A 15,719-nucleotide genomic window follows, 5' to 3' on the forward strand; every position below is an offset into this window, starting at 1 on the left:
TAACATCCTCGGTTTTTCAATCGACACCGATTTCACGGTGTTCAGTACAGTTTAACGATTGGCTTTACAACTTCGGCTGGGGCATAAACCCCATCAGCCAATCCATGATCAACAGCTCGGTATTCAAGCCGGTATGGGTATCCAATTGACGATGCAAAGCATTTGCCTTGCGGATCTGATTCATCAACAAAGGGGATGTCACAGCCGCCGCAGCCTGCTGAACAAGCGGCAGCGACTCGCTATGTACCAAGAAAGAACCGGCCCCTTGCTGGAGTTTCAGGCAATCCACCAAAAAGTAGCTGACCCATGACAGGCTATGATGCCCCTCTTTGGCAAACATACCCACCAGTTCTTGCAATCCCAAATGAGGCGGCTGCAAAAAAGCCGCAAAAGCTGACAGCAAATTACCGTAACGAATATCCTGCCCTTGCTCGATAAACGCTTGCGTTGCCAATGGCGCGCAACCATTGATCCGCACAATTTCAAGCTTAACATCCTGCATCAACTGCCGGCCGACCCAACGGCGGGTATCCTGTTCATCAGGCATAGCCAAACGCCATTTGTTACAACGACTGTTAATCGTCGGCAACAATTTGTCCAACGCCTCGGCCATCAGTATAAACTGGCATCCGGCTGGCGGTTCTTCCAAGGTTTTCAACAAGGCATTGGCAGCCGCCTCCCCCATCGCATCGGCAAAATCAATTTGCATGATCCGCTGCCCCCCTAACTGAGAGGTTTCCACAGCCAGACGGGTGCATTTACGGATGGTATCAACGCCAATCTGTTTACCGGCTTGCTCGGGGGCGACTTGATGGTAATCAGGGTGATTGCCTGCCTCGAAAAGTCGGCAACTATGACAGACCCCGCATGGTTCGGTAACACCATTGCTACACAGCAAGGTTTTTGACAATTGCCGGGCTAGGGCCTCTCGGCCGCTGCCTGCCGGGGCAAGCAACAAAATCGCGTGGTGCAGGCGCTCTTGATCCAAGAGCTGCTGCCATTGTTGCCATAAGGATTCTTGCCACGGATACAGCATTATTGCTGCTCCAACCATTGCTTGACGGCCTGACGCACGTCAGCAGTGACGGCTTCCAGCGATTGCCCCGCGTCAACGATGACCACGCTTGGATCAGCCTCGGACAATTCAAGAAAACGGGCACGGGCACGGTGGAAAAAATCAATATTCATCTGCTCGATACGGTCCAGCTCACCACGGCCGCGGGCACGCTCGAGACCTAGCACTGGGTCGATATCCATATAAATAGTTAAGTCAGGTCGAAAATCACCTAACACCGTATCACGCAGGCTCGCCATTACTTGCTTGTCAAAGCCCCGGCCACCGCCCTGATAGGCCTGTGACGACATGTCATGACGGTCGCCAACCACCCAGCTATCACGCGCCAGGGCCGGCTTAATCACGTTTTCCACCAGTTGCGATCGTGCCGCGTACAGTAGCAGCAACTCAGCCATATCGGTTAACGGCTCATCGGGATGGCCTTCTTTGACCAAAGTACGCATCTGCTCAGCCAGAGGCGTTCCTCCCGGCTCACGGGTCGCCGTAATATTTTCAATACCGTGAAGTAGCAGCTCCTCGGTCACCTGCTTGATAGCCGTGCTTTTCCCTGCCCCTTCAAGCCCTTCAATTACAATAAATTTACCAGTCATCTTATTTTCTTAGCGATTTTAGGTACACCCGAACGGCACGATTATGCTCAGCCAGTGTACGTGAAAAAGTATGGCCACCCTTGCCATCGGCAACAAAGTAAAAGTAGCTGCTCTGATCAGGCTTCACCGCCGCCAGCACAGAAGCCTTGCTCGGCATGGCAATCGGCGTTGGCGGCAAACCGAAAATGGTATAGGTGTTGTATGGAGTCGGTGTACGCAAATCGCGCTTACGAATATTGCCATCGTACTTGTCACCCATACCGTAAATCACCGTAGGATCGGTTTGCAGGCGCATCCCCTTGTCCAAACGGTTCATGAATACAGACGATACCACCCCGCGCTCACCGTCCACGGCGGTTTCTTTTTCGATAATAGACGCCATGATCAAAGCCTCGTAAGGCGTCTTGAGCGGAATCGACTGATCTCGGCTCTTCCAAGCGCTATCAAGCAGCTCTGCCATATCACGGTAGGCTCGGCGCAACACATCCAGATCACTGGTTCCCGCCGTATAGTGGTAGGTTTCCGGAAGCAGGTAGCCTTCTAGCTTATTCACATTGGCACCGATTGCCTTAGCGACCTCGGCCTCACTCATCCCTTCACTGGCGTGAGTAATAAACGGAGCCTCGGCAAGCTGCGCGCGCCAGTCAGTGAAGCGATCACCTTCAACCAAGGTAATAGAGAACTGGTGTTCCCGACCTGATGCCACCAGCGCCAATACATCGCGCAGCGTCATTCCAGGTGCAACAAGATAAGTACCACTTTTCAGACGGGTCAACTGAGGCTCCAACTTGGGAATCCAACGCGTCCAAGGTGATACGGGTATGATATCATCGCTGTCTAATTGGGCCAGCAGCCCCCGAAACGAGGTACCTGACTTGACTGCCAACAAAACCGGTTCGCTGTTCGCTACCGGGGCATTCAGTGATGATTTGACTTGCTGATATGACCAGCCCAACGCTCCGGCCGCCATAACCCCCAGCAAGACGACTAGGATCACCAACTTCTTTAGCACGTATACAACCTCTTGTTCAGCTCAACCAGCGCACTGCGCTCGCGAAAAGATATTCCATTGATTTCATTAATCGGCACCAAGGCCATCAGGGCATTGGTAATAAACACCTCATCGGCCGCTAATACGGTTTCAATCGGCGCTTTAACCAGCCGCGTATGATACCCCATTGCCTCCAGCAATTCGATAACATGGCGGCGCATTACTCCTTCAACGCCCGACGTATCAAGCGCCGGCGAATACACCTGATCACCTTTGCGCCAAAAAATATTCGAGGCGACGGTTTCCACTACATACCCGTCCACATCACACACTAGGGCATCGACCCAGCCATGCTGTTCTACCTCACGCTTAAGCATTACCTGCTCCAAGCGGTTGAGGTGCTTTAATCCGGCCAGCATCGGCGCTTTAGCCAATGACTGCCGACACACCCCCAGTGCAATTCCATCATGTTGCCATTGAGTATAATGGGCAGGCCACGCAAACGTCGAAATCACCACCTGCGTATCGTTGCAACCGGCTGCGCTGTAACCACGCCCGCCACTGCCACGGCTGATAAGAATTTTGATACCCGCTTTACTACTGCTATTAACCGCCTCTTGCGGAGGGCACAGATCGGCAGCCAACTGATGGACACTCTCCGTTAGTGCCCCCCAATCAGGAGCGCTAATCGCCAGCCTTTCCAGAGCAGTCTGCAAACGCGCCAAATGATACGGCCATAATCGAACCTTGCCTTGTTCCACCAGCATCGTGGTGAAACACCCATCACCATATTGCATCGCCCTGTCGCTCACCGCGACCGATGACGCTTTCACACCATTGATTAGGATCATCCACCACCCTATTTGCGACATTTGCGAAAGACCAGCCAGTGAGGCCAGCTCGGCAAAAAATAAGACCTATCACCGCCTGTGTTCAGACATAGCACAGAGATAAAAAAACGGCCCAACGCAATGCGTTGGGCCGTCTATCATAACAGGTCACATAAAAGATTATGATAACCGGTTATCCATTAGATTTTCTTGAATAGCAAAGAGCCGTTGGTTCCACCGAAACCGAACGAGTTACACAGTGCGTATTCCATATTTTTCACTTGGCGAGCTTCGCCTGGAACGTAGTCCAGATCACAACCTTCATCCGGGTTATCCAGGTTGATTGTCGGCGGTACCGCCTGCTCGCACAGTGACAGAGCTGTGATGATCGCTTCAACTGAACCCGCAGCACCCAATAGGTGGCCGGTCATAGACTTAGTAGAAGAAACCATAACCTTGCTGGCAGCCGCGCCCATTGCGCGCTTGATGCCAAGTGTTTCTGCAACGTCACCAGCAGGTGTCGATGTACCGTGAGCATTCACATAGCCGATTTGGTCAGCATTGATACCCGCATCACGGATAGCCGCTTCCATTGCCAGTGCGCCACCAGAACCATCGGCACTTGGTGAAGTCATGTGATAAGCATCACCACTCATACCAAAGCCAACAACTTCTGCATAAATTTTCGCACCACGTGCTTTCGCATGCTCGTATTCTTCAAGCATCATCATACCGGCGCCATCGCCTAGTACGAAACCATCGCGGTCTTTGTCCCAAGGGCGAGATGCCGCCTGTGGGTCATCATTGCGAGTAGACAGTGCCTTCGCAGCAGCGAAACCACCCATACCCAATGGGGTTGATGCTTTTTCAGCACCACCGGCCAGCATGGCGTCTGCATCGCCGTATGCAATCATACGTGCGGCATGGCCAATATTGTGCAGACCCGTTGTACAAGCAGTCGAAATAGCAATATTCGGACCACGCATACCATGCATGATAGACAGGTGACCAGCGATCATGTTCACGATTGTAGACGGAACAAAGAATGGGCTGATCTTGCGCGGGCCTTTTTCAAGAAGTGCCTGATGGTTTGTCTCGATAAGACCTAGACCACCAATACCAGAACCAATTGCCACGCCTACGCGCGGGCCGTTCTCTTCAGTAATTTCAAGACCAGAGTCTTTAATTGCTTGTACGCCTGCTGCGATACCGTACTGGATAAATAGATCCATTTTACGGGCATCTTTCTTGGACATGTAGTCTTCACAGTTGAAGTCTTTGACCAATCCAGCAAAACGGGTAGCAAATGCGCTAGCATCAAAATGTTCAATAGTGCAGATACCGCTGGTGCCGGCAAGTAGAGCATTCCAAGAAGACTCAACTGTATTGCCTACCGGTGATAGCATACCCATGCCAGTAACAACAACGCGACGCTTAGACACGATTCATTTCTCCGGGACTTGAGGATAAAACAGATTGCAAAAGAAATCAGGCGGTCATGGAGACCGCCTGGAGGGAGTTCGTCAATTACTCAGATGCGCCAACAACGTAGTCGATTGCAGCTTGAACTGTAGTAATTTTTTCAGCTTCTTCGTCAGGAATCTCAGTGTCGAATTCTTCTTCAAGAGCCATTACTAGTTCAACTGTATCTAGAGAGTCTGCGCCTAGATCGTCAACGAAAGATGCTTCGTTCTTAACTTCTGCTTCGTCTACACCTAGTTGCTCAACGATGATTTTCTTTACGCGTTCTTCGATGTTGCTCATTAATCTATTTCCTTAAAACAAGAATTCGCTAATGCGATTTGCTGTAGTTTATTCAATACTGCAAAAGTTGCAATACTCAACTCGCTGGTCAAACCACGATTTACCGTTAAATCAAGTTGAGTTTGACTTGCATCAGCAAGTTATGCAACTTTTTTGATTAAATCATATACATGCCGCCATTGACATGTAGGGTCTCACCGGTCACATAACCAGCATCATTAGAGGCTAAGAAAGCAACAGCTGCTGCAATTTCACGCGGATCACCCAAACGGCCAGCCGGAACATTCGCCAATGTCGCGGCACGCTGATCGTCATTTAGGGCTTTGGTCATATCTGTTTCAATGAAACCAGGCGCTACTGTGTTCACAGTAATACCACGAGAAGCCACTTCACGAGCCATCGACTTGGTAAAACCAACCAAGCCCGCTTTCGCAGCCGCATAGTTAGTCTGACCAGCATTGCCCATTGTACCAACAACAGAGCCGATGTTGATGATACGGCCGTAACGCTTCTTCATCATGGAACGCAGTACCGCTTTTGACAAACGGAATACAGAGGTCAGGTTGGTATCAAGGATATCCTGCCACTCATCATCTTTCATGCGCATCAGCAGATTGTCGCGAGTAATACCTGCATTGTTAATCAGAATATCGATATCGCCGAATTCTTCTTTGATTTGCTTAAGTACTGACTCGACAGACTCAGGGTCAGTCACGTTCAATGCCAAGCCCTTGCCGTTGCCGCCAAGATATGCACTGATCGCTTCAGCGCCGTTTTCAGAGGTTGCAGTACCAATAACGGTTGCGCCACGCTCAACAAGAATTTCAGCAATCGCACGGCCGATACCACGGCTAGCGCCCGTTACCAGAGCAATTTTACCTTCCAGGCTCATTGTTATTCCTCTCAAATGGGTATGGAGTCCCTGCCAGAATGCCTTGTGGCTACCCTAGCAGGTCACATTATTATTTTGCCGCTTCTAGGCTAGCAGGATCGTTCACTGCAGCACCGCCCAGCGAGCGCTCGATACGCTTAGTCAGGCCAGTCAGCACTTTACCCGGGCCAAACTCAAGCAGAGATTCAATACCCTCGCCAGCCATGCGCTCAACAGACTCAGTCCAACGTACTGGGCCGTATAGTTGCTTAACCAGTGCCAACTTGATAGCAGCAGGATCAGTCTCCGTCGCCACATCGGCGTTGTTGATCACAGGGATCGCAGGCGCATTGAACTCAATGGCTTCCAATGCAACAGCTAGCTTCTCGGCAGCAGGCTTCATCAGCTCACAGTGAGATGGCACAGAAACCGGCAGCGGCAATGCACGCTTGGCACCCGCTTCCTTACATAGCGCGTTAGCACGCTCTACCGCTTCTTTGTTACCGGCGATAACCACCTGACCAGGTGAGTTAAAGTTAACCGGCGAACAAACCTGATCCTGAGCAGCTTCCGCACACGCCTTGGCAATCGCATCGTTGTCCAAACCGATAATGGCAGACATTGCGCCAACACCGGCAGGAACCGCTTCTTGCATCAGCTGACCACGAAGCTCAACAAGCTTCACAGCCTCTTTGAAATCAATCACACCGGCACAAACCAGTGCTGAGTACTCACCGAGGCTGTGACCAGCAAGAACCGCTGGCTGAGCGCCACCCTGCTCTTGCCATACACGCCAAATCGCCACTGAAGAAGTCAGTAGTGCAGGCTGGGTACGGTGAGTTTGGTTCAGATCTTCGACTGGGCCATTTTGTACCAGTGCCCACAGGTCATAGCCTAGGGCATCAGACGCTTCAGCAAAAGTCTGCTTAACAACGTCAAACTGCTCGGCCAGCTCAGCCAGCATACCTACTGTCTGAGAACCCTGACCCGGGAAAACAACTGCGAACTTAGACATTCGAGAATCCTTATTCTGTTTCTGGCACCCGCCAGATTTAGGGGGAGTCAATAACACTCCCCAAATAACACAATGATAAAATTCGTTAGAACTTCACCAGGGCAGAACCCCAAGTGAAACCGCCGCCAAAGGCTTCCAGAAGAAGCGTCTGGCCACGTTGGATGCGACCGTCACGAACGGCTTCGTCCAATGCTGTGGGCACGGTGGCCGCCGATGTGTTGCCGTGGCGGTCAAGCGTCACAACCACCTGATCCATCGACATCGACAACTTTTTGGCCGTCGCGGTAATAATACGCATATTGGCCTGATGGGGAACCAGCCAGTCTAGTTCTGACTTGTCCATATTATTGGCGGCCAATGTGTCCTTCACAAGGTTAGACAGTTGGGTAACCGCCACTTTGAACACTTCGTTACCCGCCATATACAGCCACTTGTCGTCGCTGAACGCTTGACCGTGATCAGGCACAGCAAGGCTTAGCAAGCCACCGAAATGACCATCAGCATGAAGATGGGTGGAAATAATGCCAGGCTCTTCGCTCGCACCCACAACTACGGCACCCGCAGCATCACCGAACAAAATGATCGTGGAACGATCATCTGGGGCACATTTATGAGAAAGCGCATCAGCACCAATAACCAGTACATTTTTCGCCATACCGGTTTTGATGTGCTGATCGGCAATACTCAAGGCGTACACAAAGCCTGAACACGCCGCGGCAATATCGAAGGCTGGGCAACCCTTGATATCCAGCATTCCCTGCACCTGACAGGCAGCCGAAGGGAATGAATGGCTGGCGCTGGTTGTCGCGACAATGATCAGATCAATGTCTTCCTTATTAATGCCAGCCATTTCGATGGCATTAAGGGAGGCCTGATAGCCCATCACAGCCACGCTTTCGTCAGCATTGGCAATGCGGCGCTCACGAATACCGGTGCGTGCAACGATCCACTCATCGCTAGTGTCAACCATTTGCTCTAGGTCGGCATTAGTACGGATTTGTTCCGGCAGGTAACTGCCAGTACCTAAAATTTTGCTATACATGAAGACTAATAATGCCTCTCGAGTAAGACTTCTTCCAAACGGTCACTGATTTTAGTCGGTATTTGCCGCTTGACCTCGTTCACAGCCTCGCCAATCGCATTGGTAAATGCTGTGATGTCAGCACTTCCATGGCTTTTTACCACGATACCGCGCAATCCTAACAGACTCGCGCCATTATACTGGTCGGGTTTCAGCTGGTTTACCGTCTCAAATAGGTCACGAAACAGCCATTTGGCGACAAGTCGCTTAACTGGATGCTCCGCAATCGCTTTTTTCAAGCTCGCGATAAACAGGTTGGCGACGCCTTCGCTGGTTTTCAGGCTAACATTGCCGACAAAACCATCGCAGACGATAACATCCGCTTTGCCCGTATAAATTTGGTCACCTTCCAAGAAGCCAACGTAGTTGATATCGTCCAAATCTGCCAACATTTCAGCACAACGACGAACTTGATCGTTCCCCTTGATGTGCTCCTCACCGATATTCAGCAAGGCCACGGTAGGATTCGGTGTGCCTTGCTCGGCCAGCACCGCCCCCATCACCGCAAACTGAAACAACGTATCAGCATCGCAAGATACATTGGCACCAAGATCAAGTAGCCAAGTACGCTTGCTGCCCAACGTCGGGATTGCAGAGACCAACGCCGGACGATCAACACCAGGAAGTTGCTTGAGAATATAACGGGACAATGCCATCAACGCACCGGTATTGCCCGCACTCACGCAAGCATCTGCCGTTCCGTCTGAAACTGCATCAAGAGCAGCACGCATCGAGGAGCCTTGACTTCGGCGCAGAGCCTGAGAAGGACGCGTATCGTTTGCGATAACGTTATCGCAATGGACGATCTGGATTCGAGGGTGATTCGTTTGGTTCAGGAGAGATAATTGGGATGTGATCGCACTTAGATCACCGAATAGGACTACTTTTAGCTCAGGGAATTGCAACAGTGCCTGCACGGAGGCAGGCACTGTTACTTGAGGACCGAAGTCCCCGCCCATTGCATCAAGTGCAACGGTTAGACCACTCAAGGCTCAACCTTACTTGTTGATAACCTTACGGCCACGGTAGAAACCGTCAGCAGTTACGTGGTGACGTAGGTGAGTTTCACCACTTGCAGAATCTACAGATACAGCTGCAGTTGTTAGTGCATCGTGTGAACGACGCATACCACGTGCTGAACGTGATTTTTTGCTCTTTTGTACGGCCATTAACCCTACTCCTGTTAAAATTACTTACTTAGATTTTTCAATACTGCAAACGGATTTGGACGCTCATCAGCAACGGGGATCTCACCAAAAGTCATGTTTCCACTGGCTTTACAGTCAGCGTCATCATGCATAGCGACTTGAGGTAATTCCAGAATCAACTCGTCTTCAACGATTTGAATCAGGTTGATCTCACCATTTTCGTCGACGTCAGCCGGCTCATAAGCTTCCGGTAAATCATCTGCTTCTTCAGGCTTGAAGAGCGGACTATAGCAGAACTCAACACTGTATTCGTGATTGAATTCTTCCTGGCATCGCTGACAGGTTAGCACCACTTCAACATCCGCGCGTCCGCGCACGAACGCGACATGGCGCTGGTCCAAGTCAAATGATAAGGTGACGTTTGCATCACGTGTTACGCTCTGCGTTGATTCAGCCAGACGCTCAAGAAGCTCGGCCTTGATGATACCATCATAATCGAGTTTTTTCTGAGCTGCGCGGACCGGATCAACCGTACGCGGCAATTTTACCTTTTGCATAGGGCGCGAATATTAGCCTTCTAATCAGTGTGAGTCAAAGGAAATGTGTGCGAATTAACAGCATTTAGCCATTTCGTCGCCTCCTAACCAGAGACAGACGAGTTCACACAGCTACTTCCACCATTTTGTCTGCTATCTGTTTGTTCGGCAACACAATGACAACACTGCTTACACCGCACAAATAACGCACAAAAAATGGCGAAAAGGCCACCAACCCCATCACATCAGCTACCAGTATAACGTAGCCATCGCAAACCCGGACGCGTAGACTACCACAACCCTAATTTAATCGGAAAGCACCATGAACCAACCTTTGCTGCTGGCCTCGACCTCTCCGTATCGCCAAATGCTCCTCAACAAACTGGAATTAACCTTCTCCACCGCCAGCCCCAATACCGATGAAAGTGTCTACCCTGGGGAATCTGCCGAACAACTGGTATGCCGCCTTGCAGAAGCCAAGGCCAAAGCGTGTGCCGACCAGCATCCCGAACACCTCATTATCGGTTCCGACCAAGTCTGCGTTATCAACAATGAGATTGTCGGCAAGCCGCATACCACGGAAAACGCCTGCAAGCAGCTTGAGGCAGCCAGTGGCCAAACTGTCACCTTCTATACTGGCCTATGTCTTCACAACGCCAAGACCGGCCACAGCCAGGTTATTTGCGAGCCCTTCCACGTCCATTTCCGCCAGCTAACCAGCGAGGCTATTCGTCGCTATGTCGAACGAGAGCACCCCCTCAACTGCGCCGGTAGCTTCAAAAGCGAAGGGTTGGGGATCGCCTTGTTCGACCGCTTGGAAGGCCGTGACCCCAATACCCTTGTTGGCCTACCGCTGATAACACTGTGCGAGATGCTCGCCGCCGAAGGCATCGACATACTTTAACCGGCACCAGATACAAAAACGGCAGTCATGATGACTGCCGTTTTTGTCTTGTAGTACGACGAACCTTGTTAGCCTTTAAGGCGCAGTTGCTCAATGGCCTTATTGAGCATCGGTTCCATCGGTGCCGATATATCCATAGCCTCATCGGTATTCGGATGGGCAAATTTAATATTGGCCGCATGGAGGAACAAGCGATTCAGGCCCACCTTTTTAGTAAAGGCATCAAAACGCGGATCGCCATAACGATCGTCCCACGCAATCGGGTGTCCAGCGTACTGGCAGTGAACCCTGATCTGGTGGGTACGACCTGTCACCGGACTTGCTTGGATCAACGTGGCCTGTTGCAAACGCTCAATGATCTTAAAGCGGGTATCTGACGGCTTACCGTTCGGGTTAACCCGAACAATGCTATTCACCTCATTTTTCAAAAGCGGGGCCGTCACTTTCTTGCAGCTGGCTTTCCACTCGCCCATTACCAACGCAAAATAATATTTCTGCACGGTCTTGTTACGAAACTGCTCTTGAAGCTTGCGCAACGCAGAACGCTTCTTGGCCACCAGCAAAATCCCCGATGTATCGCGGTCAATGCGGTGTACCAATTCAAGGAAACGGGCATCAGGACGCAGAGCACGCAATGCTTCGATAGCACCAAACTTCAGGCCGCTACCACCATGCACCGCGGTACCCGATGGCTTGTTCAGGATCAGCATGTGGTCATCTTCATAGATGATGCACGACTCCAGCTCAGCAACCTTGTCCAGCTTGGTGCTAACAGGTGCCTGCTCGTCCTTTTCAGGTAGCGTTACCGGCGGCACACGCACCAAATCGCCGTCTTGCAGCTTGTACTCTGGTTTTATACGCTTTTTGTTTACCCGTACCTCACCTTTGCGCAAAATACGGTAAATCATACTTTTTGGTACATTTTTAAGCCGCGCCCGAAGGAAATTATCGATTCGCTGGCCTGCAAAATCATCAGAAATCTCGATGAACTGCACTTTTGGTTTATCATCTTTCATGGGCGGCATTCTAACACGCCTCTATAACCAAGTAACCTCAAGATACTCGTAGCACAGTGATTTTCCCTCCTCGCCCCATACGGGCTCTTTTATCACGGCAAATTTGTCAATACCGCTTTGGTAACATATCTTTCCCCAGCACAAAACCTGACTATTGCCTCCAAGAATACGGCATCTTGCGCCCACTAAGAGATAAAGCAGATTGCCGCAAAAAAGTCACCCTGCTATGATTGGCGTGCAAGAGTAGAAAAAATTGCCTACCTTGCCAGCGAGGCGAGCAAAAGACCGCCTGCTTGATTGTTTTACATGCAACTCTGACGAGAAACGCAGCACGTGGCGTAAGACGTTAACTTCCTCAGAGTGATTTTTAGTGCATTCCAGTTTTGTTTTTATCACTGATGTGAAAGATACCGCCGCAGAAAGTCGGTGTGCCAGCTGTACAGAATAAGATCTAACCATCTTGGTACAGTTGGATGATATGTGTTGCCAAAAAGCACCCCTGAATTCCAGCCGTGAGGCTGCATCTTCGATCAGACTTGGGGTCAGGCACCATCAGGACGAACACATTACCGGAGGCACTTGCTGACTATAAAAAACGAGTACAATAGAAATGAAGAGAATGTTGATTAACGCAACTCAAAAGGAAGAGTTGCGCGTCGCATTGGTTGATGGGCAGAAGCTCTTTGATCTTGATATCGAAAGCCCTGGCCACGAATCTAAAAAAGCAAACATCTACAAAGGACGCATCACACGTATCGAACCAAGTCTGGAAGCAGCGTTCGTTGACTACGGTGCAGAGCGCCACGGTTTCCTCCCTCTTAAAGAAATCGCCCGTGACTATTTCCCTTCTGATTATTCTTACCAAGGCCGCCCTAACATTAAGGAAGTGCTGAAAGAAGGTCAGGAAGTAATTGTTCAGGTTGACAAAGAAGAACGAGGCAACAAAGGCGCAGCCCTTACCACTTTCATCTCCCTTGCGGGCAGCTACTTGGTTCTGATGCCAAACAACCCTCGTGCAGGCGGTATCTCCCGTCGTATCGAAGGTGAAGAACGCACCCAACTGAAAGCCGCACTAAGCACTCTGGAACTGCCTCAAGGCATGGGCCTAATCGTGCGTACCGCAGGTGTTGGCAAGTCAGCCGAAGATCTGAAATATGACCTAGACTACCTGCTAAACCATTGGGAACGCGTAAAACACGCATCAGATTCAGCGCCAGCACCTTTCCTAATCCATCAGGAAAGTAACGTCATTGCTCGTGCTATCCGTGACTACCTTCGCCGCGATATTGGCGAAATCGTCATCGACAGCAAAAAGATTTATGACCGTGCACGCAGCCATATCGAACAAGTACGCCCTGACTTCCTAAGCCGCGTAAAACTTTACGAAAACAACGATACCCCGCTGTTCAATCACTACCAGATCGAAAACCAGATCGAATCCGCCTTCCAGCGTGAAGTTCGTCTGCCATCCGGTGGCTCTATCGTTATCGACCCGACCGAAGCACTTACCTCTATCGATATCAACTCAGCCCGCGCAACCAAAGGCGGCGACATCGAAGAGACAGCGCTTCAGACTAACCTTGAAGCAGCCGATGAAATCGCTCGCCAGCTACGTCTTCGTGACCTTGGCGGCCTAGTCGTTATCGACTTCATCGACATGACACCAGTACGTCACCAGCGCGAAGTAGAAAACCGCCTGCGCGAAGCTGTCCGCATGGACCGTGCCCGCGTTCAGATCGGTCGTATTTCTCGCTTCGGCCTATTGGAAATGTCTCGTCAGCGTCTGAGCCCGTCTCTGGCAGAAGCGAGCCACCACGTATGTCCTCGTTGTACCGGTACCGGCGTGATCCGTGATAGCGAATCACTGTCGCTGTCTATCTTGCGTCTGATCGAAGAAGAAGCACTGAAAGACAACACCTCTCAAGTACTAGCGGTTGTACCTGTCGCGATTGCTTCGTACCTGCTTAACGAAAAACGTCGTTCGGTACAGTACATCGAAAAATCACACGATGTACGCGTTATCATCGTACCTAATGCCAACATGGAAACTCCGCATTTTGAGGTTGTCCGTGTTCGCGCCGGTGATGAATTCGACGCTCTGTCCTACCATTTGCCTAACGCACTTGAAGCGCTTCGCGAAGCTGAATCCGGTGAGACAGCACAAGAGCGAGTGCCGACCAGAAAACGTGAAGAACCTGTACTTCAAGGTTTTGCCACACCGCCAGCACAACCTGCAGCAGCGGCACAGCCAGCCAAGGCCAAGCCACAATCTGCAAACGTTGCTGCTAGCAATGAAAAGCCAGGCTTCTTTAGCCGTATTTTCTCTGCCATTGCAAACTTCTTCTCAGGCAACAAGCCAGAAGTAGAAACCAAGCAAGAAGAGAAGAAAGAAGGCAACAAGCGTAATCGCCGTGATCGTCGCGACACCCGTCGTAATGGCGAACGTCAAGACAACCGTCGTGGTGAGCGCCAAGAAGGCAACCGCCGTGGTGAACGTCAGGAACGTGGCGAACGTCAAGAGCGTGGTGAGCGCCAGGACAACCGCCGCAATGCGAAAGACAACCGCCGTGGTCGTCAAGACCGCCAAGAGTCTGAAGTAAAGCAAAACACCGAGCAGCAGCGCGAACAACGTGAACAGCGTCAGTCTCGCCGCCGCGGTGAGCGCAACGAAAAAGCCAAAGACAATGCCGAGCAGCATGCTGAGAAGCAGAGCCAGCAGCCTCGCAAAGAGAAAGAGCAAAAGCGCCAATCTCGCCGCGAAGACGTTCAGGTTCAAAAGCAGCGCCGCAACGAAGAGCAGCCAGCCAAAGCTGAAAAGCCAACTGTAGCCGTTGAGGAAAAGCAAGAGCAGGAAAAAACAACCAAAGTGAAACAGCGCCGCCAACGCCGTGATCTTCGCAAGAAAATCCGCGTGACCGACGATGCAGAGCTAATGGCTGTAGCACCTGTAGATGCTCCAGTAGCAGAAGAGACAACAACCCCTTCTCCACTGGCCGAAATGGGTACAGCAATGGCAATGGCTGCCAAAGCGGAAGCCTCTGACCAAGACGTAGAGAACAAAGACGACAAGCAAGCCGAGCAAGACGGTAACCAGCGTCGTAACCGCCGTTCTCCTCGTCACCTTCGTGCCAGCGGCCAGCGCCGTCGCCGCATCCGTGACACACGTCCGGAGCAACAGGGCGATGTTGAGCAGCTTGTTACCGATGCAGTTGGTCAGGCCGTAGAGGAAGCAACCGATGTACTAAACGACATCGAGAATGTTGTGACTATCGTTGAGAAGCCAAAAGCTGCACCACGCCAACTAACAGGTGTTGCATCACCTGAGATGGCAATGGGCAAAGTATGGCCGTCAGCGCCTAAGTTGCCGGTTGAAGCACCTGTTGAAACAGCAGATGCCGAAGCAAGCGATGCAGCAGTAGAAGCACCAGCAAGCAATACTCTTGGTGGCGTTGCAATGCCTGAAATCGCAATGGGTAAAGCATTCCCGCTGCGTGAGCGTGCACCTAGCCAAGAAACGGCTGCAGTTTCTGCCGACAACGCACCTGTTGTTGATGGCGAAGCTGAGCAAGTTGCCCAAGCCGTTGCGGCAGCCCAAGCAGCTATGACAGCAATGAATGTCAGCGAAGAGCCTGCTCAAGATGCAGAGATCGTAGTGGAAGCCCCAGCGAAAGCTGCGGTTGCAGCAACGACAGCGCCAGTAACAGCAACTAGCCCTCGCGGCAACCATGCTGTTGCCCAAATGGCTAAAGCACCTGCACCTGCATCATCAGCTGCTCCGATTGTGGTAGCAGTTGCACCGATGCGCGAACAGCGTCTTACTGCACGCCAAGCTGGCAGCCAAACAGCAACCAGCCTTGCTACAGCGCCAATGACCAAGCCTACAATGTAATGTAAGTGG

The 15,719-nt window shown here is 51.2% G+C and carries 15 protein-coding genes; 2 read left to right on the plus strand and 13 right to left on the minus strand.

Annotated elements, in window-relative coordinates; genetic code table 11:
- Nucleotides 1–64 precede the first annotated feature (64 nt).
- The 12 genes from holB to yceD form a co-directional block, all read right to left on the minus strand.
- Entirely contained in the window at nt 65–1,036 is a 972-nt protein-coding gene (gene holB, locus ABT56_RS01850; protein ID WP_047877135.1) for a DNA polymerase III subunit delta', read from the minus strand.
- Nucleotides 1,036–1,665 (minus strand): dTMP kinase, encoded by a 630-nt coding sequence (gene tmk / locus ABT56_RS01855; protein WP_047877136.1) that lies wholly within the window; start codon nt 1,663–1,665, stop codon nt 1,036–1,038. The genes holB and tmk overlap by 1 nt, the downstream gene beginning before the upstream one ends.
- A 1-nt stretch (nt 1,666) precedes the next feature.
- A complete protein-coding gene (gene mltG, locus ABT56_RS01860) occupies nt 1,667–2,677 on the minus strand; it encodes an endolytic transglycosylase MltG (protein WP_047877137.1) in 1,011 nt (336 codons plus the stop codon).
- On the minus strand, nt 2,671–3,507 hold the full coding sequence (pabC, locus tag ABT56_RS01865) for an aminodeoxychorismate lyase (RefSeq protein WP_047877138.1): 837 nt from the start codon (nt 3,505–3,507) through the stop codon (nt 2,671–2,673). The genes mltG and pabC overlap by 7 nt, the downstream gene beginning before the upstream one ends.
- 179 nt (nt 3,508–3,686) lie before the next feature.
- The gene (fabF, locus tag ABT56_RS01870) at nt 3,687–4,928 is read right to left on the minus strand and encodes a beta-ketoacyl-ACP synthase II (protein WP_047877139.1); all 1,242 of its coding nucleotides are present in this window, start codon (nt 4,926–4,928) and stop codon (nt 3,687–3,689) included.
- Nucleotides 4,929–5,013: 85 nt separating this feature from the next.
- On the minus strand, nt 5,014–5,250 hold the full coding sequence (gene acpP, locus ABT56_RS01875) for an acyl carrier protein (protein ID WP_007467184.1): 237 nt from the start codon (nt 5,248–5,250) through the stop codon (nt 5,014–5,016).
- Between the two features lie 157 nt (nt 5,251–5,407).
- Complete coding sequence (fabG, locus tag ABT56_RS01880; RefSeq protein ID WP_047877140.1) at nt 5,408–6,142, minus strand: 3-oxoacyl-ACP reductase FabG; 735 nt, start codon at nt 6,140–6,142, stop codon at nt 5,408–5,410.
- 70 nt (nt 6,143–6,212) lie between these two features.
- Nucleotides 6,213–7,136 (minus strand): ACP S-malonyltransferase, encoded by a 924-nt coding sequence (fabD, locus tag ABT56_RS01885; protein WP_047877141.1) that lies wholly within the window; start codon nt 7,134–7,136, stop codon nt 6,213–6,215.
- An 85-nt stretch (nt 7,137–7,221) separates the two neighbouring features.
- The gene (locus ABT56_RS01890) at nt 7,222–8,178 is read right to left on the minus strand and encodes a beta-ketoacyl-ACP synthase III (RefSeq protein WP_047877142.1); all 957 of its coding nucleotides are present in this window, start codon (nt 8,176–8,178) and stop codon (nt 7,222–7,224) included.
- A 5-nt stretch (nt 8,179–8,183) separates the two neighbouring features.
- Complete coding sequence (gene plsX, locus ABT56_RS01895; RefSeq protein WP_047877143.1) at nt 8,184–9,206, minus strand: phosphate acyltransferase PlsX; 1,023 nt, start codon at nt 9,204–9,206, stop codon at nt 8,184–8,186.
- Nucleotides 9,207–9,215: 9 nt separating this feature from the next.
- Complete coding sequence (gene rpmF / locus ABT56_RS01900) at nt 9,216–9,386, minus strand: 50S ribosomal protein L32 (protein ID WP_039468809.1); 171 nt, start codon at nt 9,384–9,386, stop codon at nt 9,216–9,218.
- Between the two features lie 20 nt (nt 9,387–9,406).
- Nucleotides 9,407–9,922: a 23S rRNA accumulation protein YceD gene (gene yceD, locus ABT56_RS01905; RefSeq protein WP_047877144.1), complete on the minus strand. Its 516-nt coding sequence runs from the start codon at nt 9,920–9,922 to the stop codon at nt 9,407–9,409.
- Between the two features lie 301 nt (nt 9,923–10,223).
- Between yceD and ABT56_RS01910 the strand changes: the two genes are divergently transcribed.
- A complete protein-coding gene (locus tag ABT56_RS01910; RefSeq protein WP_047877145.1) occupies nt 10,224–10,805 on the plus strand; it encodes a Maf family protein in 582 nt (193 codons plus the stop codon).
- Nucleotides 10,806–10,873: 68 nt separating this feature from the next.
- Here the strand turns inward: ABT56_RS01910 and rluC are convergent, their stop codons facing one another.
- Nucleotides 10,874–11,821, minus strand: coding sequence for a 23S rRNA pseudouridine(955/2504/2580) synthase RluC (gene rluC / locus ABT56_RS01915; protein WP_047877146.1), 948 nt, complete (start codon nt 11,819–11,821; stop codon nt 10,874–10,876).
- A 619-nt stretch (nt 11,822–12,440) separates the two neighbouring features.
- On the opposite strand from rluC, the gene rne reads away from it, so the two are divergent.
- Nucleotides 12,441–15,710 (plus strand): ribonuclease E, encoded by a 3,270-nt coding sequence (gene rne / locus ABT56_RS01920; protein ID WP_169753873.1) that lies wholly within the window; start codon nt 12,441–12,443, stop codon nt 15,708–15,710.
- The last annotated feature ends 9 nt before the right edge of the window (nt 15,711–15,719 follow it).

This window comes from Photobacterium aquae (genome assembly GCF_001029445.1).
GTDB lineage: Bacteria > Pseudomonadota > Gammaproteobacteria > Enterobacterales > Vibrionaceae > Photobacterium > Photobacterium aquae.